This window comes from Pseudomonas sp. GL-RE-29 (assembly GCF_019947275.1).
Lineage (GTDB): Bacteria > Pseudomonadota > Gammaproteobacteria > Pseudomonadales > Pseudomonadaceae > Aquipseudomonas > Aquipseudomonas fluorescens_A.
On sequence record NZ_JAGYGD010000018.1, the window covers coordinates 49,552 to 69,198 of the forward strand.

Below are 19,647 nucleotides of genomic sequence, written 5' to 3' on the forward strand. Positions count from 1 at the left end.
CTGACGCCGGAATCGTGGTCCGGCGTCGGTTTTTTCCATATTGGGTGTGGCTCTTAGTGCACCAGCATGCCGGTGAACCAGTAGGCCTGAGCGAGGGTGATCAGGCCGACGATCGTTGCGAAAAACAGACTGTGCTTGAGCGTGAAGCGGAACAGATCCGACTCCTTGCCCACCAAGCCAGTCGCCGCGCAAGCCACGGCGATCGATTGAGGCGAGATCATCTTGCCGGTCACACCGCCACTGGTGTTCGCCGCCACCAGCAAGGTGTCGTTGACGCCGATCTGGTGTGCTGTGGTCGCTTGCAACGAACTGAACAGCGCGTTGGACGAGGTATCGGAACCGGTAAGGAACACGCCCAGCCAGCCGAGGAACGGCGAGAAGAACGGGAACGCAGCGCCGGTGCCGGCCAGTACCAGGGCCATGGTCGACGACATACCCGAATAGTTGGTGACGAAGGCGAAGGCCAGCACCATACCGATAGACAGGATCGGCCAGCGCAGCTCGTAGAAGGTCTCTTTCAAAGTGGTCAGACCAGTTTTGATATTGATCTTCAAGACCAGCATCGAAATCAGTGCGGAGAAGAAAATCGCCGTGCCGGTCGCGGAAATCGGATCAAGCTTGAACACGGCTGGAATGGCGGTCGGGTTGGCCACGATCGGCGCAACCTTGATCACCATTTGATCCAGGTGCGGAATGGCGAAGTTGAACACGAAGTTGTACATCGAACCGCCGGCGGCAAACATGGCCTTGAACGGTTTAAGGGTCCAGATCGTCACCAGTACAGTGAGGATCAGGAATGGCGACCAGGCTTTGAAAATTTCACCCAGGCTGTAAGGCGAAGCTACGGTGGTGCGCTTCTGGCCGAAACCACCAACGCTGGCGCTCACGACCGAGGCCGAGACGGCACCAACGATGTGTTGGCCGGCGGCGCGTTTTGGCTGCCAGACTTTCAGGAACAGCGTCAGGGAGATCAGGCTGGCCAGGGCCGAGGTGATGTCCGGCAGTTCCGGGCCGATGAAGTTTGAGGTGAAGTACTGGGTGACGGCAAAACTCAAACCGGCTACCAGCGCGGCAGGCCAGGTTTCGCGGACGCCGCGCAGGCCATCCATCATGAACACTAGCCAGAACGGCACGAACAGCGACAGCAGCGGCAGTTGGCGGCCGGTCATGGCGCCAATCTTGAACGCGTCGATGCCGGTTACTTGCCCCGCAACAATGATCGGAATCCCCAGAGCGCCGAACGCCACTGGGGCGGTGTTGGCGATCAGACACAGGCCTGCGGCATAGAGCGGGTTGAAACCCAGTCCTACCAACAGCGCCGCGGTAATCGCTACCGGTGCCCCGAAACCGGCCGCACCTTCGAGGAAGGCGCCGAAGCAGAAACCGATCAGCAGCACTTGCAGGCGTTGGTCGTCGGTGATCGACAGCACCGAGCTGCGGATTACCTCGAACTGGCCGCTCTTGACCGTCAGTTTGTAGAGGAACACAGCCGCCACGATGATCCAGGCGATTGGCCACAGACCGTAGGCGAAACCATACCCGGCGGCGGCGAACGCCATGTCGACAGGCATCTGGAAGGCAAAGATCGCCACCAGAATCGACAAGGCCAGCGTGATGCTACCGGCGACGTGTCCTTTGAGGCGGAACACGGCCAGGGCCAGGAAGAAAAACACGATGGGAATAACGGCCGCGAGCGCGGACAGGCCAAGGCTGCCGAGCGGGCTGTAGAGCTGTTGCCAGGTTTGCATATGGGGTGGCCCCTAATTGTTGTTGGTCAGGCACTGATCAGCGTTCTTGGATAATTGGTAATACCAATTTACAATCGCTGTTGGCTAGGGTAAAAGCGTTGTAGGTGGTGTGTCAATTTGCCGCCCTAGAACTTTTGTCGAATGCCCGGTCTTTCAAGCCATTTTCCGGGTTTGGATAAATGTTGTGTGGCAGGTGCTGGTGCAGCATCAATAGGCCAGAATAGAGGCCCGGCGAGCGGTCGGGGTCGTGGAGAAATCGAGTTATGGGGTTTGATCAAATACGTCAGCGCCGTTTGTCTGACGATATTGTCGAGCAGCTTGAGGGCATGATCCTCGAGGGCACGCTGAAGGCGGGTGAGCGCTTGCCGGCCGAACGCGTATTGGCCGAGCAGTTCGGCGTGTCGCGCCCTTCGCTGCGCGAAGCCATCCAGAAACTGGCGGCCAAGGGTTTGCTGGTCAGTCGACAGGGCGGTGGCAATTACGTGGTGGAATCCCTGGGCACGACCTTCAGTGATCCCTTGCTGCATCTACTGGAAAGCAATCCCGAGGCGCAGCGCGACCTGCTGGAATTTCGCCATACGCTGGAGGCGTCCTGCGCCTATTACGCCGCATTACGGGCTACGGACGTTGATCGCGAGCGGCTGACCGCGACGTTCAACGAATTGCAGGACTGCTATTCGCGCCACGACGAAGTGAGTCGGGTGGAGGAGGGTGCGGCGGATGCGAAATTTCATCTGGCAATCGCCGAAGCCAGTCACAACGCCGTGTTGTTGCACACCATTCGCGGGTTGTTCGACCTGCTCAAGCGTAACGTGGTGACCAACATTGGCGGTATGTACAAACAGCGCACCGAAACTCGCGACATGCTGATCACGCAGCACCGGGAGTTGTATCAAGCGATTATCGAGGGGCGGGCGGAGCAGGCGCGGGAAGTGTCCAGTCGACACATTCTGTATGTGCAGGAAGTGCTGGAAGAAGTGCGTCAGGAAGTGCAGCGCATGGCCCGGGCGGAGCGGCGCAAGGGGATGTGATCAGGTTTAGAAACAAAAGATCGCAGCCTGCGGCAGCTCCTACTGAGGTTCATGTGACCCTGTAGGAGCTGTCGCAGGCTGCGATCTTTTCGCTAGCGCCACGAACTCAAGCGGGAAGATTAATCTTCCTTGCCCTTGTTCCGCACCGCACGCTGCAACTCACGACCGGCATCGCGCTCGCGCTCGGTATCACGCTTGTCGTATTCCTTCTTGCCCTTGCCCAGAGCGATCTCGCACTTGACCATGTGCTTGCTCCAGTACCAGGACAGGCAGACGCAGGCATAGCCTTTCTGCTGCACGGCCGCGGCGAGCTTTTCCAGCTCGCGCCGATTGAGCAGCAATTTGCGCGTGCGGACCGGGTCGGCAATGACGTGGGTGCTGGCGGTCGTCAGAGGCGTGATGTGGCTGCCGAGCAGCCAGGCTTCGCCATCCTTGAGGAGCACGTAACTGTCGACCAGTTGCAGCTTGCTCGCCCGCAGACTTTTTACTTCCCAGCCGGCCAGGACCAGACCAGCCTCGAACTTATGCTCGATGAAGTAATCGTGTCGCGCCTTTTTATTTTGCGCGATGGTCCCTGTTGGGTGTTTCTTCTGTTTAGCCATAGGGGCGGCATTATAGGGAGTTGCAAGCGAGTCGGCTACGGTGTTGCTGCGTGCTTGAGCAGGTTGATTGAATCCCGGACAATGCGCGCTCTTTTTTGAACGGTTGGACGTGACAACGATGTCGACAGACAAGGTTTCAGTCCACGGTAGTTGGGCTAGCCGCTGGGTCTTCATACTCGCCGCGACCGGTTCGGCCGTGGGTCTGGGTAGTATCTGGAAGTTCCCGTACATGGTCGGCGTATATGGCGGCGGCGCTTTCGTGCTGATGTTCCTGGCCTGTATCGCGCTGATCGGTGTGCCGGTGATGCTGGCGGAAACCCTGATCGGTCGGCGCGCCCGGCAGAGCCCGGCCAATGCCCTGAAGGTGTTGGCGCTGGAGGCGGGGCATTCAGGTAAATGGTCCTGGGGCGCGTTTGCCGGGATGATCACGGCATTGCTGATTCTGTCTTTCTACAGTGTCGTTGGCGGCTGGTCGCTGGACTACATCATCGACATGGGGCGGGGCGACTTCCAGGGGGCGACGCCCGATCAGGTGGGCGCGTACTTCGGTAATGTGATCGCCGATCCATGGCGCCTGACACTCTGGCACACAATTTTTATGCTGCTGTCGGCGGTGGTGATCGCCAAAGGCGTGGTCGCCGGGCTTGAGCGCAGTCTGCGAATCATGATGCCGCTGCTGTTCGTGATGGTGCTGGTGTTGCTGGGCTACAGCATGACCACCGGCCATTTCATGGAGGGCGTGCATTTCATGTTCGACTTCCAGCCGGAAAAAGTCCTCGGCGGGTTGCTGCCGGCGATGGGGCATGCGTTCTTTTCCCTGAGTGTGGGCGTCGGCTCGATCATGATCTACGGCGCTTATATGCCGAAGACTTCGTCGATCTCAGGCACCATCGTCGGTGTGGCGCTGCTCGATACCTTCGTTTCCCTGGTGGCCGGCCTGGCACTGTTTCCGATTGTGTTCGCCGCGGGCCTGAACCCAAGCGAAGGCCCAGGCCTGATGTTCGTGAGCCTGCCCTTTGCCTTTGGTAACGTAGCGCTCGGACAGTTGATGGGCGTAGTGTTCTTTGTGCTGGTCGCGATTGCAGCCTGGAGTTCGGCTATTTCGCTACTGGAACCGATGGTGGCGTACCTGGTCGAGCGCACGAAGGTGAGCCGGGCCTGGGTTACGTTCTGGTTGGCGTTCACCTGCTGGTTTGTTGGCTTGGGCACCGTGTTCTCCTTCAATATCTGGAAGGAGGCGAAGTTCTTCGTGAACGAAGGCGGTTTGTTCCACCTCTACCAATGGGGCGCGACCGGCGGCCTGGATTTCTTTGGTGTGATCGATTTCTTTACCTCGCGAATCATGTTGCCACTCGGTGGTTTGTGTTTCGTGGTGTTTGCAGGCTGGGTGATGGGTCGTGATGCGGTGCGCGACGAACTGTCGATCCGCAATCCCCTGTTGTTCGCCCTGTCTTTGTTCTTGATGCGCTATGTGGCGCCCATCGGCATTCTTGTAGTGTTTGCCGCCCAGCTGTGGAAGTGACGCTTACATGACGACACACATTGCACGTTCTGCCCTGCTGCCGTATCCGGCACAAGCGCTGTACGACCTGGTCAACGACGTGGCCCGCTATCCGGAATTCCTGCCGTGGTGTTCAACGGCCGAAGTGCTCGAAAGCTCTCCTGAGCATATGCGGGCCAGCGTGGGTGTGGCCAAGGGCGGACTCAGTCAGCATTTCGTGACGCGTAATACCCTGGTTCCCGGACAGTCGATCGAGATGAATCTCGAAGAGGGGCCATTCACTCAGTTGCATGGCGTCTGGGTGTTCAAAGCGTTGACCGATAAGGCTTGCAAGATCAGCCTGGACCTTTCGTTCGATTACGCTGGGCCGATTGTTCGCGCGACCTTGGGGCCATTGTTCAATCAGGCGGCCAATACGCTGATGGATGCTTTCTGCCAGCGGGCCAAGCAAATACATGGTTGATGCGTTGATTGAGATTGAGGTGGTGTATGCCGCCGTTGATCGCCAGGTGCTTTTGCCGGTGGTGGTGCCAGCAGGGACGACCGTTCGAGGGGTGTTGCTGAAATCCGGGATAAGCCAGGCATTTCCTGAGCTGGATGTGGCCCGGTGCACGGTGGGGATCTTCGGGAAGGTAGTCGTCGATCCCGACAGTCATTTGGTTCGATCGGGGGATCGCATCGAGATTTATCGACCTTTGCTGGCCGATCCCAAAGAGATTCGCCGGTTGCGGGCGGCCAAGGCTGCCGAGGCGAAGGCGCGCAATCAATAAGTCGCCAATCACCAGGCAATAAAAAACCCGGCACGCCGGGTTTTTTATTGCGTCGCAAATTATTGCGGCGAGGTGTCCAACGGTTCTGGTGTCGGGACTGGAACGGTTTCTACGCCGTCCACGTCCTTCTGGATCTGATCCAGCAACGAACCTGGCTTGACCGGTTTTTCCGGCTTCGGCTTCTCGACGTTTTCTGCAGGAGCGGTCACTGTCGTGCCACTGTCCTTGCCGAGAATGGCTTCGTCGCGGCTCACGCCGGGCATGAAATCACCAGAGAGGCTGACAAGCTGGTCATTTGGGTTGAAGATAACGCTAATGCGTTCTTGTTGGCGTTCACCGCCACCCGGTTGCAGGCTGTACAGATAATCCCAGCGATCGGCATGGAACGTGTCAGTCAGCAGAGGGTTGCCCATGATAAACCTTACTTGCTTACGGGTCATTCCCGGGCGTAACTGGTCTATCATGTCCTGCGTGACGACATTGCCCTGCTGGATGTCGATTTTGTAAACCCCGGGGAATGAACAACCGGCGAGTGCGAGCAGTCCCACAAAGGTGAAACTGGTTAGCAAGAGCTTGGTGTTTTGCATCGGTGGGCGACTTCCACTATCTTGGCTGGGACAACGTAAACGCCGATCATACCCGCATTAAGAGAAGCTGCGAAGCAGCATCGCGAGAAAGCTGACCATGGTTGAAAATAGCGAACTACGCAAAGCCGGCCTCAAAGTGACCCTTCCACGGGTCAAAATTCTGCAAATGCTCGATTCCGCCGAGCAACGCCACATGAGTGCCGAGGATGTCTACAAGGCACTGATGGAGGCTGGCGAGGACGTCGGTCTGGCCACGGTTTACCGTGTACTGACTCAGTTCGAGGCAGCTGGGCTTGTGGTGCGGCACAACTTCGACGGAGGCCATGCGGTCTTCGAACTGGACGACGGCAAGCATCACGACCATATGGTCAACGTCGAAACCAGCGAAGTGATCGAATTCTTCGACGAAGAAATCGAGCGCCTGCAGAAAGCCATCGTCGACAAGTACGGTTTCGAGATGGTTGATCACAATCTGGTGCTGTACGTACGCAAGAAAAAGTAAGCATGTCGCGCGAACGCAAGGTTCGCGAAACGAACAAAGGCGACCTCAGGGTCGCCTTTGTGCTTTTTGCCTGATGTAGGAGCCGGCTTGCTGGCGATGGTCGTTAACGATAACTCGTAGGAGCAGGTTGACCGCGGTGTAGCCATCGCCAGCAAGCCGGCTCCTGCATACACGCGTTTCACGATCCCAAAGCTTTTGCCGCCACCACCATTTTCTTGGCGTGAGCCAGGGACTCCTTGGTCAGATCGATGCCGCCCAGCATTCGCGCCACCTCTTCGACGCGATCGTTCTTGCTGAGTTTGGAGACGGCCGTACGAGTGGCATCCTCGCCGCGCACTTTATGTACAAACAAATGCTGATGTCCCTGCGCCGCCACCTGTGGCAAGTGCGTTACTGTCAGAACCTGTCCGCGCTCCCCTAGTCGACGCAGCAACTGGCCGACGATCTCGGCGGTGGGGCCGCCGATACCTACGTCCACTTCGTCGAACACCAGGGTTGGGACGCGGGAGGTTTGTGCAGTGATGACCTGGATGGCCAGGCTGATTCGCGACAGTTCGCCACCCGATGCCACCTTCGCCAGCGCTTTTAAAGGCTGCCCCGGGTTGGCACTGACCAACAGCTCTACCTGTTCAAGTCCGTTCGGTAGCAATTCATTGCTGCTGTTCGGTCGCAGTTCAATGGCAAAACGCCCGCCGGGCATGCCAAGGCGCTGGATTTCCTGTTCCACGGCGCTGGCTAGGCTGCTGGAAGCTTGGTGGCGCAGGTCGCTCAACTCCCGAGCCTTCTCCTGATAATGACGGGCGTAAGACGCCAGCTCATCACTCAGTCGCTCGATGGATTCATCGTTGGCATTCAGGGTTTCGATTTCATCCAGCAACCGCTGTTGCATCTCGGCGACCTCGGTCGGCTGGATGCGGTGCTTGCGGGCCATGGTGTAGATCGCGTCGAGGCGCTCTTCCAGGTATTGAAGGCGGGCCGGGTCTGCGTCGAAGTTATCCAGGAAGCGGTTCAGCTCACCCACGGCTTCTTCAACCTGGATCTGCGCGCTGGTCAGCAAGCTGCTGGCTTCGCCAAGCGCACCAATCGAGCTGTTCACGCTCGACAGGCGATTGAGGCTGGCAGTCAGGGCGTTCAGCACATTGCCGGAATCACTTTCGCTGCATTGCTCGACGACTTGTCGGCAGATACCCAGCAAGGTTTCAGCATTGGTCAGGTTCTTGTGTTCCTGTTCCAGCTGCTCCAGTTCGTTTTCGCCGAGGCCGAGATTTTCCAGTTCTTCAAGCTGATAGCTGAGCAATTGATGGCGCGCGCGCTGTTCATCACCGGAGTTGGAAAGCCGCTCCAGCTCCTGGTGCGTCTGGCGCCAGCGTTGGGCGGCCAGTTGCACCTGGCGAGCGAGGTCCGTAGCGCCGGCATACTCGTCGAGCAGGCGCCGATGGGTATCGGTCTTGAGCAGGGATTGGTGTTCATGCTGGCTGTGGATATCGATAAGCAGCTCGCCCAATGCCTTGAGGTCGCCAAGCGGGCAGGGCGTGCCGTTGATATATCCGCGCGATCTCCCTTCAGCAGTGATCACCCGGCGCAGGATGCACGGGCCATCGTTCTCAAGATCGCGCTCGGCCAGCCAAACGCTGGCCTCAGGAATGTCCGCCAGGTCGAAAGTCGCCAGGATGTCGGCCTTGTCTGCGCCGGGGCGGACCACGCCGCTGTCGGCGCGATCGCCCAGCGTCAGGCCCAAGGCGTCGAGCATGATCGACTTGCCGGCGCCGGTTTCCCCCGTGATCACGCTCATTCCGCGATCGAGTTCGAGATCGAGATGTTCAACGATGGCGTAGTTGTGTACGGACAGGTGCACCAGCATAAAGGCCGCTCCCAGGCTTTAGGTCTGGTTATTTATACAGTGTTTTGTTTCTGGCTGACAATGCCCCTCGTTAGCTCGATTGGCTTGATCCGACGAAATCCTTAGTGCGCCCCGCAATGACAATGCAGGTGTTTTTTGTAGGGTTAATGCGTAGGCACCCCTTGAAGCCGGATTTTGCGGCCCCATATAGCTGGGCAGAAGCGCGAGTTGAGCTCGCGGACGATATTGAAAGGAGAATTCTATGGCTGACGAACAGACAGTGGATACGCAAAATCTAGACGCCGATCAGGCTCCCCAGGCTTCGGGTGATGATCTGGCGGCTCGTGTACAAGTGCTCGAAGAGCAACTGGCAGGCGCGCAGGATCAGGCTTTGCGTGTAGCTGCCGATCTGCAGAACGTCCGCCGTCGCGCCGAGCAGGACGTGGAAAAGGCTCACAAATTCGCGCTGGAAAAATTCGCTAGCGACTTGCTGCCGATCATCGACAGCCTCGAGCGCGGCCTGGAGTTGTCGAACCCGGATGACGAGAGCATCCGTCCGATGCGCGAAGGGATCGAACTGACCCTGAAAATGTTCCAGGACACCCTGAAGCGTTATCAGCTGGAAGCGATCGATCCGCATGGCGAACCGTTCAACGCCGTTCTTCATCAGGCAATGGCCATGCAGGAAAGTGCTGACCTCGAGCCGAACAGCGTGCTCAAGGTGTTCCAGAAGGGCTACCAGCTCAATGGTCGCCTGCTGCGCCCGGCGATGGTCGTGGTCAGCAAGGCGCCTGCGCCAGTTTCGCCTTCGATTGATGAGCAGGCTTGAAATTAGCCGCAAGGCCCCCATTTAGAAGTCAAGCGTTTAAGTGCTACCGCAGTTAGCCACCACTGCTGCGGCAACCAAATCCAAAGTTTCGGGAGAGTGAACATGGGCAAAATTATCGGTATCGACCTGGGGACTACCAACTCCTGCGTCTCCGTACTTGAAAACGGCGTAGCCAAAGTAATCGAAAACGCCGAAGGCGCGCGTACCACGCCGTCGATCATCGCTTACGCCAACGATGGCGAAATCCTGGTTGGCCAGTCGGCCAAGCGTCAGGCGGTGACCAATCCGCACAACACCCTGTATGCGGTGAAGCGTCTGATCGGTCGTCGCTTTGAAGAAGAAGTTGTACAGAAAGACATCCAGATGGTGCCTTACAAGATCTCCAAGGCTGACAACGGCGACGCTTGGGTTGAAGTGAACGGCCAGAAAATGGCGCCGCCACAAATCTCGGCTGAAATTCTGAAGAAAATGAAGAAGACCGCCGAAGACTACCTCGGCGAGCCAGTGACCGAAGCGGTGATCACCGTTCCGGCCTACTTCAACGACAGCCAGCGTCAAGCCACCAAAGACGCCGGCCGCATCGCGGGCCTGGACGTAAAACGTATCATCAACGAACCAACCGCAGCCGCTCTGGCTTACGGTATGGACAAGGCCAAGGGCGATCACACCGTGATCGTTTATGACCTGGGTGGCGGTACTTTCGACGTTTCCGTGATCGAAATCGCTGAAGTCGATGGCGAGCACCAGTTTGAAGTGTTGGCCACCAACGGCGACACCTTCCTGGGTGGTGAAGACTTTGACATTCGTCTGATCGACTACCTCGTTGACGAATTCAAGAAAGAAAGCGGCATGAACCTCAAGGGTGATCCGCTGGCCATGCAGCGCCTGAAAGAGGCCGCTGAAAAAGCCAAGATCGAGCTGTCTTCCGCTCAGTCGACCGACGTGAACCTGCCGTACATCACTGCAGACGCCACCGGTCCTAAGCACTTGAACGTGAAGATCTCGCGCGCCAAGCTGGAAGCGCTGGTTGAAGACCTGGTTCAACGCACCATCGAGCCATGCCGCATCGCTCTGAAAGACTCCGGTATCGACGTTGGCGCAATCAACGACGTGATCCTGGTCGGCGGTCAGACCCGTATGCCACTGGTTCAAAAGCTGGTTACCGAGTTCTTCGGTAAAGAAGCTCGAAAAGACGTGAACCCGGACGAAGCCGTTGCCATGGGTGCTGCCATTCAGGGCGCTGTTCTGGCCGGTGACGTTAAAGACGTTCTGCTGCTCGACGTCAGCCCGCTGACCCTGGGTATCGAAACCATGGGTGGCGTGATGACCGCGCTGATCGAGAAAAACACCACGATTCCTACCAAGAAATCGCAAGTGTTCTCGACTGCCGACGACAACCAGGGCGCCGTGACCATTCACGTGCTGCAAGGTGAGCGTAAGCAAGCGGCGCAGAACAAGTCCCTGGGCAAGTTCGACCTGGCCGAGATTCCACCAGCACCACGTGGCGTGCCACAAATCGAAGTAACCTTCGACATCGACGCCAACGGCATTCTGCACGTAGGCGCCAAGGACAAGGCCACCGGAAAGACTCAGTCGATCGTGATCAAGGCCAACTCCGGTCTGTCCGACGAAGAGATCGAGCGCATGGTGCGTGATGCCGAGGCTAACGCCGAGGAAGACCGCAAGTTCGAAGAGCTGGCCGCTGCCCGTAACCAGGGTGATGCACTGGTTCACTCGACGCGCAAAATGGTCGCTGATGCTGGCGATAAAGTGAGCGCTGAAGAGAAGACTGCAATCGAAGCCGCTGTAGTTGCCCTGGAAGCCGCCGTAAAAGGCGACGACAAGGCCGCTATTGAAGCCAAGGTTGAGGAGCTGTCGAAGGTTTCCGCGCCAGTGGCTCAGAAGATGTACGCCGAACAGGCTCAGCCTGCTGAAGGCGCGGCACCGCACGACGAAAAAGCTGAAAAGGCTGACGACGTTGTTGATGCCGAGTTCGAAGAAGTCAAAGACCACAAGTAAGTTGTTGGTCGGCCGGTTGACTGCCTTGCGGCGGTGACTGGTAGGATGTCGCCGCGCGGGAGCTTGCTCCCGCGTTGGCGTGTCTGGAGTTAGCGAATTTTTACAGCATGCGACAACGCTCGCGTGTTGATGGCATGGCCGGAAATGCTCCTGCTTTCCGGGCCGAAAGTGCCGATCGAATCAAAGACCAGGATCGTTGAATTGACGTGAGTTGGGTCCGGGCCTGTATTGGGGCTCAACGAGTTTGACGAGGCTCAGGAGAGGTTTGTCGAACGTCCTCAAGAGTGCAAAAGACTTATGGCAAAGCGTGACTATTACGAAGTATTGGGTGTTGAACGAGGCTCAAGCGAAGCGGACCTGAAAAAGGCCTACCGTCGCCTGGCGATGAAGCATCACCCGGACCGTAATCCCGATGACAAAGCGTCGGAAGAGATGTTCAAGGAGGCCAACGAGGCCTACGAAGTGCTGTCCGATTCCAGCAAGCGTGCGGCGTACGACCAGTACGGCCATGCCGGTGTCGACCCGAGCATGGGTGGCGGCGGTGCCGGTTTCGGTGGTCAGAACTTCTCCGACATCTTTGGCGATGTCTTCAGTGACTTCTTCGGTGGCGGTCGCGGCGGTTCTCGTGGCGGTGCCCAGCGCGGCAGCGACCTGCGTTACACCCTGGAGTTGAACCTGGAAGAAGCGGTGCGCGGCACGACCGTGAATATCCGTGTTCCGACGCTGGTCAACTGCAATCCATGCGATGGCTCGGGAGCCAAGAAAGGTTCGTCGCCGTCCACGTGCCCGACCTGTGGCGGTATCGGCCAGGTGCGCATGCAGCAAGGGTTCTTCTCGGTGCAGCAGACCTGCCCGCGCTGCCATGGCCAAGGCAAGATCATTTCCGATCCATGCGACTCCTGCCATGGCGAAGGCCGTATCGAAGAGTACAAGACTCTGTCGGTGAAAGTGCCGGCCGGTGTCGATACCGGTGACCGCATTCGCCTGTCCGGCGAGGGCGAGGCGGGTGCTCAGGGTGGTCCGACTGGTGACCTGTACGTGGTGATCAACGTGCGCGAGCACGCGATCTTCCAGCGTGACGGCAAGCACCTGTTCTGCGAAGTGCCGATCAGCTTTGTTGATGCAGCGCTGGGTGGCGAGTTGGAGATTCCGACCCTCGATGGTCGGGTCAAGCTGAAGATCCCTGAAGGCACTCAGACCGGCAAGCAGTTCCGCGTTCGCGGTAAAGGCGTTGCGCCAGTGCGTGGTGGCGGTGCCGGTGACTTGATGTGCCGTGTGGCGGTCGAGACCCCGGTTAACCTGAGCCGTCGTCAGCGCGAAATGCTGGAAGAATTCCGCAGCTCGCTGGCGGACGACAACAGCCATTCGCCGAAAACCACAGGCTGGTTCGAAGGCGTGAAGCGCTTCTTCGGCGATTTGTAAGGAGGCAGGCATGCGACGTATAGCTGTGATGGGCGCCGCCGGGCGCATGGGCAAAACCCTGATCGAAGCCGTTCAGCAAGCGCCGGGCGCCGGTCTGACCGCTGCGGTCGATCGTCCTGACAGTACGCTGGTCGGCGCGGATGCCGGTGAACTGGCTGCGCTGGGCCGTATTGGCGTGCCGCTGTCTGGTGATCTTGATCGTGTAGTTGACGAGTTCGACGTGCTGATCGACTTCACGCATCCGACCGTGACCCTGAAGAACCTCGCCTTCTGCCGTAAGCACAACAAGGCGATGATCATCGGAACTACCGGCTTCAGCGTTGAAGAGAAGCAGTTGCTGGCGGAAGCGGGCAAGGATATTCCGATCGTCTTCGCGGCCAACTTCAGCGTGGGTGTAAACCTGTGCCTGAAGCTGCTCGACACCGCTGCTCGCGTGCTGGGTGATGATGTCGATATCGAGATCATGGAAGCTCACCATCGGCATAAAGTCGATGCGCCGTCCGGTACGGCCGTGCGCATGGGCGAAGTGATTGCTGATGCCCTGGGGCGCGACCTGAAGAAGGTTGCGGTTTATGGTCGTGAGGGTCAGACCGGTGCTCGTGATCGCGAGACGATCGGTTTCGCCACTGTGCGTGCTGGCGACATCGTCGGTGATCATACCGTGCTGTTCGCCGCCGACGGTGAACGTGTCGAGATCACTCACAAGGCTTCCAGTCGCATGACCTTCGCCAAGGGTGCGGTGCGTGCTGCATTGTGGCTGGACGGGCGCGAGCCTGGTCTTTACGACATGCAAGACGTGCTCGACCTGCGTTAAGATGCACCCGAAATCGGGCTCGCGCACAGCGTTTGAGCCCGGTTTTATTCCGCCAAGCGACGTCCTGTCGCATTCTCCAGCCTTTAAGGCTCATTGGCGGTAGACCAAAAATGCCTTTTTCTGTAAGCTACAGCTTTAGTGTGTCCACTAAAAGCGCGCAGAATAATTCAGTGAAGAAGCGGGGTGACGTGTCCATACGTCACTCCGCTTTTTTACAACCTGCGATCGCCCTTTCAGGCTTTATTTACGGGAGGTCTTCTTGACTAAGCCAGCCATACTCGCCCTTGCTGATGGCAGCATTTTTCGCGGCGAAGCCATTGGAGCCGACGGTCAAACCGTTGGTGAGGTGGTGTTCAACACCGCAATGACCGGCTATCAGGAAATCCTTACCGATCCTTCCTACGCCCAACAGATCGTTACCCTGACTTACCCGCACATCGGCAACACCGGCACTACGCCGGAAGACGCCGAGTCCAACCGTGTCTGGTCGGCTGGCCTGGTCATTCGTGACCTGCCACTGGTTGCGAGCAACTGGCGTAACACGATGTCCCTGTCCGACTACCTGAAGGCCAACAATGTTGTGGCCATCGCCGGTATCGACACCCGTCGCCTGACGCGCATCCTGCGTGAAAAAGGCGCACAGAACGGCTGCATCATGGCCGGTGACAACATTTCCGAAGAAGCCGCCATCGCCGCCGCCCAGGGTTTCCCTGGCCTGAAAGGCATGGACCTGGCCAAAGTCGTCAGCACCAAAGACACCTACGAATGGCGCTCGACTGTCTGGGATCTGAAAACCGACAGCCACGCGACCATCGAGGCTTCCGAGTTGCCGTACCACGTAGTTGCCTACGACTACGGCGTCAAAGTGAACATCCTGCGCATGCTGGTTGAGCGCGGCTGCCGCGTCACCGTGGTGCCTGCTCAGACCCCTGCTGCCGATGTACTGGCGCTGAAGCCGGACGGCGTGTTCCTGTCCAACGGCCCCGGCGATCCGGAGCCTTGCGACTACGCGATCCAGGCGATCAAGGATGTGCTGGAAACCGAGATCCCGGTATTCGGTATCTGCCTCGGTCACCAATTGTTGGCCCTGGCTTCCGGCGCCAAGACCCTGAAAATGGGTCACGGCCACCACGGTGCCAACCACCCGGTCCAGGACCTGGACACTGGCGTCGTAATGATCACCAGTCAGAATCACGGTTTCGCGGTAGACGAAGCGACCCTGCCAGCCAACGTTCGCGCGATCCACAAATCGCTGTTCGACGGCACACTGCAAGGCATCGAGCGTACCGACAAGAGCGCCTTCAGCTTCCAGGGTCACCCGGAAGCCAGCCCTGGCCCGAACGACGTAGCGCCTTTGTTCGATCGCTTCATCAACGAGATGGCCAAGCGACGCTGATCGCTCGCCCTGATGTAGCAAAGCTTGAGGGCGGTCCCGACACCGGCGACCCCCTCAAGTCTTCAGAGATTGAACAAGACGGCTTGCCGACTGACCTGCGGATTTGAGTGACAAACCCATGCCAAAACGTACAGACATTAAAAGCATCCTGATTCTCGGCGCTGGCCCGATCGTTATCGGCCAGGCCTGCGAATTCGACTACTCCGGCGCCCAGGCCTGTAAAGCCCTGCGCGAAGAGGGCTACCGCGTCATCCTGGTGAACTCCAACCCGGCTACTATCATGACCGACCCGGCCATGGCTGACGCCACCTACATCGAACCGATCAAGTGGCAGACCGTTGCCAAGATCATCGAAAAAGAACGTCCTGACGCACTGCTGCCAACCATGGGCGGCCAGACTGCTCTGAACTGCGCCCTGGACCTGGAGCGCGAAGGCGTACTGGAGAAGTTCGGCGTAGAGATGATCGGTGCCAACGCCGACACCATCGACAAGGCTGAAGACCGTTCGCGTTTCGACAAGGCGATGAAATCCATCGGCCTGGCGTGCCCGCGTTCCGGCATCGCCCACAGCATGGAAGAGGCCAACGCGGTCCTCGAGAAGCTCGGCTTCCCATGCATCATCCGTCCGTCCTTCACCATGGGCGGCACCGGTGGCGGTATCGCTTACAACCGTGAAGAGTTCGAAGAAATCTGCGCCCGTGGTCTGGACCTGTCGCCAACCAAAGAGCTGCTGATCGACGAATCCCTGATCGGCTGGAAAGAGTACGAGATGGAGGTAGTCCGCGATAAGAAGGACAACTGCATCATCGTTTGCTCGATCGAAAACTTTGACCCGATGGGCGTGCACACCGGTGACTCGATCACCGTGGCTCCTGCACAAACCCTGACCGACAAGGAATACCAGATCCTGCGTAACGCCTCCCTGGCGGTACTGCGCGAGATCGGCGTGGAAACCGGTGGTTCCAACGTTCAGTTCGGCATCTGCCCGAACACCGGCCGCATGGTCGTGATCGAGATGAACCCGCGTGTATCCCGTTCCTCGGCCCTGGCTTCGAAAGCCACCGGTTTCCCGATCGCCAAGGTCGCGGCCAAACTGGCTGTGGGTTACACCCTCGACGAACTGTCGAACGACATCACCGGCGGCAAGACCCCGGCGTCCTTCGAGCCGTCCATCGACTACGTCGTCACCAAGCTGCCACGCTTCGCCTTCGAGAAATTCGCCAAGGCTGACGCGCGCCTGACCACTCAGATGAAGTCGGTCGGTGAAGTCATGGCTATCGGCCGTACTTTCCAGGAATCCCTGCAGAAAGCTTTGCGCGGTCTGGAAGTCGGTGTTTGCGGTCTGGACGAAAAAGTTGATCTGGCTAACCCGGAAAGCATGAGCGTGCTCAAGCGCGAGCTGACCGTACCGGGTGCCGAGCGTATCTGGTACGTGGCGGACGCGATGCGCGCCGGCATGAGCGTTGAAGACATCTTCGGCATGACCATGATCGATCCTTGGTTCCTGGTGCAGATGGAAGATCTGATCAAGGACGAAGAGAAGGTCAAGACCCTGGGTCTGACCAGCATCGACCGCGACCTGATGTTCCGCCTCAAGCGCAAAGGCTTCTCCGATATGCGCCTGGCCAAACTGCTGGGTGTGACCGAGAAGAGCCTGCGTGCTCACCGTCACAAACTGGAAATCTTCCCGGTCTACAAGCGCGTCGACACCTGCGCCGCCGAGTTCGCCACCGACACCGCTTACCTGTACTCGACGTACGAAGAAGAGTGCGAAGCCGCGCCATCGGGTCGCGACAAGATCATGATCCTGGGCGGCGGTCCGAACCGTATCGGCCAGGGCATCGAGTTCGACTACTGCTGTGTACACGCGGCACTGGCGCTGCGCGATGACGGTTACGAGACCATCATGGTCAACTGCAACCCGGAAACCGTTTCTACCGACTACGACACGTCCGATCGCTTGTACTTCGAACCAGTGACCCTGGAAGACGTGCTGGAAATCGTCCGCGTCGAGAAGCCAAAAGGCGTCATCGTCCAGTACGGCGGCCAGACCCCGCTGAAACTGGCTCGCGCCCTGGAAGCCGCTGGCGTGCCGATCATCGGCACCAGCCCTGACGCCATCGACCGTGCCGAAGACCGTGAGCGCTTCCAGCAGATGGTTCAGCGCCTGAATCTGCGTCAGCCGCCAAACGCCACCGTGCGCAGCGAAGACGAAGCGATTCGTGCCGCCAGCAAGATCGGTTACCCGCTGGTGGTGCGTCCGTCTTATGTATTGGGCGGCCGTGCGATGGAAATCGTTTACGAAGAAGAAGAACTCAAGCGCTACCTGCGTGAAGCGGTTCAAGTGTCCAACGACAGCCCGGTGCTGCTGGACCACTTCCTCAACTGCGCCATCGAAATGGACGTGGATGCGGTCTGCGACGGTAAAGACGTTGTCATCGGCGCAATCATGCAGCACATCGAGCAGGCCGGCGTTCACTCCGGTGACTCCGCATGCTCGCTGCCGCCGTACTCGCTGCCTGCGCACATCCAGGACGAGATGCGTGACCAGGTCAAGAAGATGGCCCTGGAGCTGGGCGTGGTCGGCCTGATGAACGTTCAGTTGGCGCTGCAAGGCGACGACATCTACGTCATCGAAGTCAACCCGCGTGCCTCGCGTACCGTGCCTTTCGTGTCCAAGTGCATCGGTGTTTCCCTGGCAATGATCGCGGCTCGCGTCATGGCCGGTAAAACCCTGAAGGAAATCGGTTTCACCAAGGAAATCATTCCTAACTTCTACAGCGTGAAAGAGGCGGTGTTCCCATTCGCCAAATTCCCTGGTGTTGACCCGATCCTCGGCCCAGAGATGAAGTCCACCGGTGAAGTGATGGGCGTGGGCGACACCTTCGGTGAAGCGTTCGCCAAGGCTCAGATGGGTGCCAGCGAAGTGCTGCCGACCGGCGGTACCGCGTTCATCAGTGTGCGCGACGATGACAAGCCGCTGGTTGCAGGCGTGGCCCGTGATCTGATCAACTTGGGCTTCGAAGTGGTCGCCACTGCCGGTACTGCCAAGCTGATCGAAGCCGCAGGCCTGAAAGTGCGCCGCGTGAACAAGGTGACCGAGGGTCGTCCACACGTGGTCGACATGATCAAGAATGACGAAGTCACCCTGATCATCAACACCACCGAAGGTCGTCAATCGATCGCTGATTCGTACTCCATTCGTCGCAACGCTCTGCAGCACAAGATCTACTGCACTACCACCATTGCTGCTGGCGAAGCTATATGCGAAGCGCTGAAGTTCGGTCCCGAGAAGACCGTGCGCCGCTTGCAGGATCTACACGCAGGATTGAAGGCATGAGCATAACGAAGTACCCAATGACCGTTCAGGGCGCTCGCGCCCTGGAAGAGGAGCACACTCACCTGACCAAAGTCGTCCGTCCGAAGCTCAGCCAGGACATCGGTACGGCTCGTGAGTTGGGTGACTTGAAGGAAAACGCCGAATACCACGCTGCTCGCGAGCAGCAGGGTATGGTTGAGGCGCGTATTCGTGACATCGAAGGCCGGATTCAGAATCAGGTCATCATTGATGTCACGACTATTCCTCACACCGGCAAAGTGATTTTCGGCACCACCGTTGAAATCGCCAACGTCGAGACTGATGAGCGCGTCACTTACCACATCGTGGGTGAGGATGAGGCGGACTTCAAACTCGGCAAGATTTCGGTGGGTTCGCCATTGGCCCGCGCCTTGATTGCCAAGGAAGAGGGTGATGTGGTTGCCGTGAAAACGCCTGGTGGCGTTATCGAGTACGAGATTGTCGAAGTTCGCCACATCTAAACGCAGGCGCCCGCTTCGTGCGGGCGCCATGCTTTGGCAACTGACTCAGATGTTATGGGTTGGCGGCCTGTGGCTGTTACATATCGGTCTGCTGCCGGTGCTGGGCCGAATTGGCCTGGCGCCGCTGCTGATCGAAGAAATTGCAGGCATGCTGGATGCGCTGATGGTGGGATTCGCCGCAGCGTGTGTGGTATTTCAGGTTTTGGTGCTGGTTCAGGCCGAGGGCCTTGCCAGTCTATGGCGGGATATTCGCGGGCAACTGCTATTGATGGCGCTGTATGCGTGTGCGATGTACTTCGCAGCGCGGATTGGCTGGCCGGAAGCGGTGCGTTGGCAGGTATTCAGCTATCTGATTCTGGGCTTTTCCGGGTTGGTGCTGGTGTTGCAGCCAGTGCCGGGATGGAGTGGCAGGGTGCGCGAAGCACACCCTTGACCCTTGCCATCACTTGAAGCGATGGACGTTCGACAGCTGCTTGTTGACGCTGAAGTTCTTGCGGTAAATCAGTGCCATCTTGCCGATGACTTGAACCAGGTCCGCTTTGCCGACCTTGCAGAGTTCTGCAATGGACGCCAGGCGGGATTCGCGATCCAGGATGTTGAGCTTGATTTTGATCAGCTCGTGATCCGCCAATGCGCGTTCAAGTTCGGCTAACACACCTTCAGTCAAACCGTTGTCAGCCACAATCAAAACCGGTTTCAGATGGTGGCCAATGGATTTGTACTGTTTCTTCTGCTCTTGAGTGAGCGGCATAATCTGACCCTTTCGT

At 58.4% G+C, this 19,647-nt stretch carries 18 protein-coding genes; 13 read left to right on the forward strand and 5 right to left on the reverse strand.

What is annotated here, in order from left to right:
* Positions 1-53: 53 nt before the first annotated feature.
* Positions 54-1,748, reverse strand: a complete 1,695-nt coding sequence (locus KGB21_RS16265; protein ID WP_034148353.1) for a lactate permease LctP family transporter — start codon at positions 1,746-1,748, stop codon at positions 54-56.
* Between the two features lie 263 nt (positions 1,749-2,011).
* Between KGB21_RS16265 and KGB21_RS16270 the strand changes: the two genes are divergently transcribed.
* Positions 2,012-2,779 carry an FCD domain-containing protein gene (locus KGB21_RS16270; protein WP_223505794.1) on the forward strand — a complete coding sequence of 256 codons (768 nt, stop codon included), beginning with the start codon at positions 2,012-2,014 and terminating at the stop codon, positions 2,777-2,779.
* Positions 2,780-2,898: 119 nt separating this feature from the next.
* On the opposite strand, the gene smpB is transcribed toward KGB21_RS16270, so the two are convergent.
* Positions 2,899-3,381, reverse strand: coding sequence for an SsrA-binding protein SmpB (gene smpB, locus KGB21_RS16275; protein ID WP_007933497.1), 483 nt, complete (start codon positions 3,379-3,381; stop codon positions 2,899-2,901).
* A gap of 118 nt (positions 3,382-3,499) precedes the next feature.
* On the opposite strand from smpB, the gene KGB21_RS16280 reads away from it, so the two are divergent.
* From KGB21_RS16280 to KGB21_RS16290, 3 genes are read left to right on the forward strand one after another with little or no spacing between them, the layout of a single operon-like run.
* Positions 3,500-4,903 carry a sodium-dependent transporter gene (locus KGB21_RS16280; RefSeq protein WP_223505796.1) on the forward strand — a complete coding sequence of 468 codons (1,404 nt, stop codon included), beginning with the start codon at positions 3,500-3,502 and terminating at the stop codon, positions 4,901-4,903.
* A gap of 7 nt (positions 4,904-4,910) precedes the next feature.
* Positions 4,911-5,345, forward strand: coding sequence for a type II toxin-antitoxin system RatA family toxin (locus KGB21_RS16285; RefSeq protein ID WP_034148350.1), 435 nt, complete (start codon positions 4,911-4,913; stop codon positions 5,343-5,345).
* The gene (locus KGB21_RS16290; protein WP_034148349.1) at positions 5,338-5,652 is read left to right on the forward strand and encodes an RnfH family protein; all 315 of its coding nucleotides are present in this window, start codon (positions 5,338-5,340) and stop codon (positions 5,650-5,652) included. The genes KGB21_RS16285 and KGB21_RS16290 overlap by 8 nt, the downstream gene beginning before the upstream one ends.
* Before the next feature lie 59 nt (positions 5,653-5,711).
* On the opposite strand, the gene KGB21_RS16295 is transcribed toward KGB21_RS16290, so the two are convergent.
* The gene (locus KGB21_RS16295) at positions 5,712-6,239 is read right to left on the reverse strand and encodes an outer membrane protein assembly factor BamE (protein ID WP_034148348.1); all 528 of its coding nucleotides are present in this window, start codon (positions 6,237-6,239) and stop codon (positions 5,712-5,714) included.
* Between the two features lie 97 nt (positions 6,240-6,336).
* Here KGB21_RS16295 and fur point away from each other — a divergent pair, with 97 nt between their 5' ends.
* Positions 6,337-6,741 carry a ferric iron uptake transcriptional regulator gene (gene fur / locus KGB21_RS16300; RefSeq protein WP_003197684.1) on the forward strand — a complete coding sequence of 135 codons (405 nt, stop codon included), beginning with the start codon at positions 6,337-6,339 and terminating at the stop codon, positions 6,739-6,741.
* Positions 6,742-6,919: 178 nt separating this feature from the next.
* On the opposite strand, the gene recN is transcribed toward fur, so the two are convergent.
* Positions 6,920-8,602 carry a DNA repair protein RecN gene (gene recN, locus KGB21_RS16305; protein WP_223505798.1) on the reverse strand — a complete coding sequence of 561 codons (1,683 nt, stop codon included), beginning with the start codon at positions 8,600-8,602 and terminating at the stop codon, positions 6,920-6,922.
* Positions 8,603-8,843: 241 nt separating this feature from the next.
* Here recN and grpE point away from each other — a divergent pair, with 241 nt between their 5' ends.
* The 8 genes from grpE (at position 8,844) to KGB21_RS16345 (ending at position 19,313) form a co-directional block, all read left to right on the forward strand.
* Entirely contained in the window at positions 8,844-9,410 is a 567-nt protein-coding gene (gene grpE, locus KGB21_RS16310) for a nucleotide exchange factor GrpE (RefSeq protein ID WP_034148346.1), read from the forward strand.
* A 102-nt stretch (positions 9,411-9,512) separates the two neighbouring features.
* Positions 9,513-11,429: a molecular chaperone DnaK gene (gene dnaK / locus KGB21_RS16315; protein WP_223505800.1), complete on the forward strand. Its 1,917-nt coding sequence runs from the start codon at positions 9,513-9,515 to the stop codon at positions 11,427-11,429.
* Between the two features lie 297 nt (positions 11,430-11,726).
* Positions 11,727-12,851, forward strand: coding sequence for a molecular chaperone DnaJ (gene dnaJ, locus KGB21_RS16320; RefSeq protein WP_223505803.1), 1,125 nt, complete (start codon positions 11,727-11,729; stop codon positions 12,849-12,851).
* Between the two features lie 10 nt (positions 12,852-12,861).
* Positions 12,862-13,665: a 4-hydroxy-tetrahydrodipicolinate reductase gene (gene dapB, locus KGB21_RS16325; protein WP_034148343.1), complete on the forward strand. Its 804-nt coding sequence runs from the start codon at positions 12,862-12,864 to the stop codon at positions 13,663-13,665.
* Between the two features lie 259 nt (positions 13,666-13,924).
* Positions 13,925-15,061, forward strand: a complete 1,137-nt coding sequence (gene carA / locus KGB21_RS16330) for a glutamine-hydrolyzing carbamoyl-phosphate synthase small subunit (RefSeq protein WP_034148342.1) — start codon at positions 13,925-13,927, stop codon at positions 15,059-15,061.
* Between the two features lie 118 nt (positions 15,062-15,179).
* A complete protein-coding gene (gene carB, locus KGB21_RS16335; RefSeq protein ID WP_034148341.1) occupies positions 15,180-18,401 on the forward strand; it encodes a carbamoyl-phosphate synthase large subunit in 3,222 nt (1,073 codons plus the stop codon).
* Positions 18,402-18,403: 2 nt separating this feature from the next.
* Positions 18,404-18,880 (forward strand): transcription elongation factor GreA, encoded by a 477-nt coding sequence (gene greA / locus KGB21_RS16340; protein ID WP_034148383.1) that lies wholly within the window; start codon positions 18,404-18,406, stop codon positions 18,878-18,880.
* A 28-nt stretch (positions 18,881-18,908) separates the two neighbouring features.
* Entirely contained in the window at positions 18,909-19,313 is a 405-nt protein-coding gene (locus KGB21_RS16345) for a hypothetical protein (protein WP_034148340.1), read from the forward strand.
* A gap of 9 nt (positions 19,314-19,322) precedes the next feature.
* Here KGB21_RS16345 and KGB21_RS16350 read toward each other — a convergent pair whose 3' ends face one another.
* Positions 19,323-19,631 carry a YhbY family RNA-binding protein gene (locus KGB21_RS16350; protein WP_007942889.1) on the reverse strand — a complete coding sequence of 103 codons (309 nt, stop codon included), beginning with the start codon at positions 19,629-19,631 and terminating at the stop codon, positions 19,323-19,325.
* Positions 19,632-19,647 lie beyond the last annotated feature (16 nt).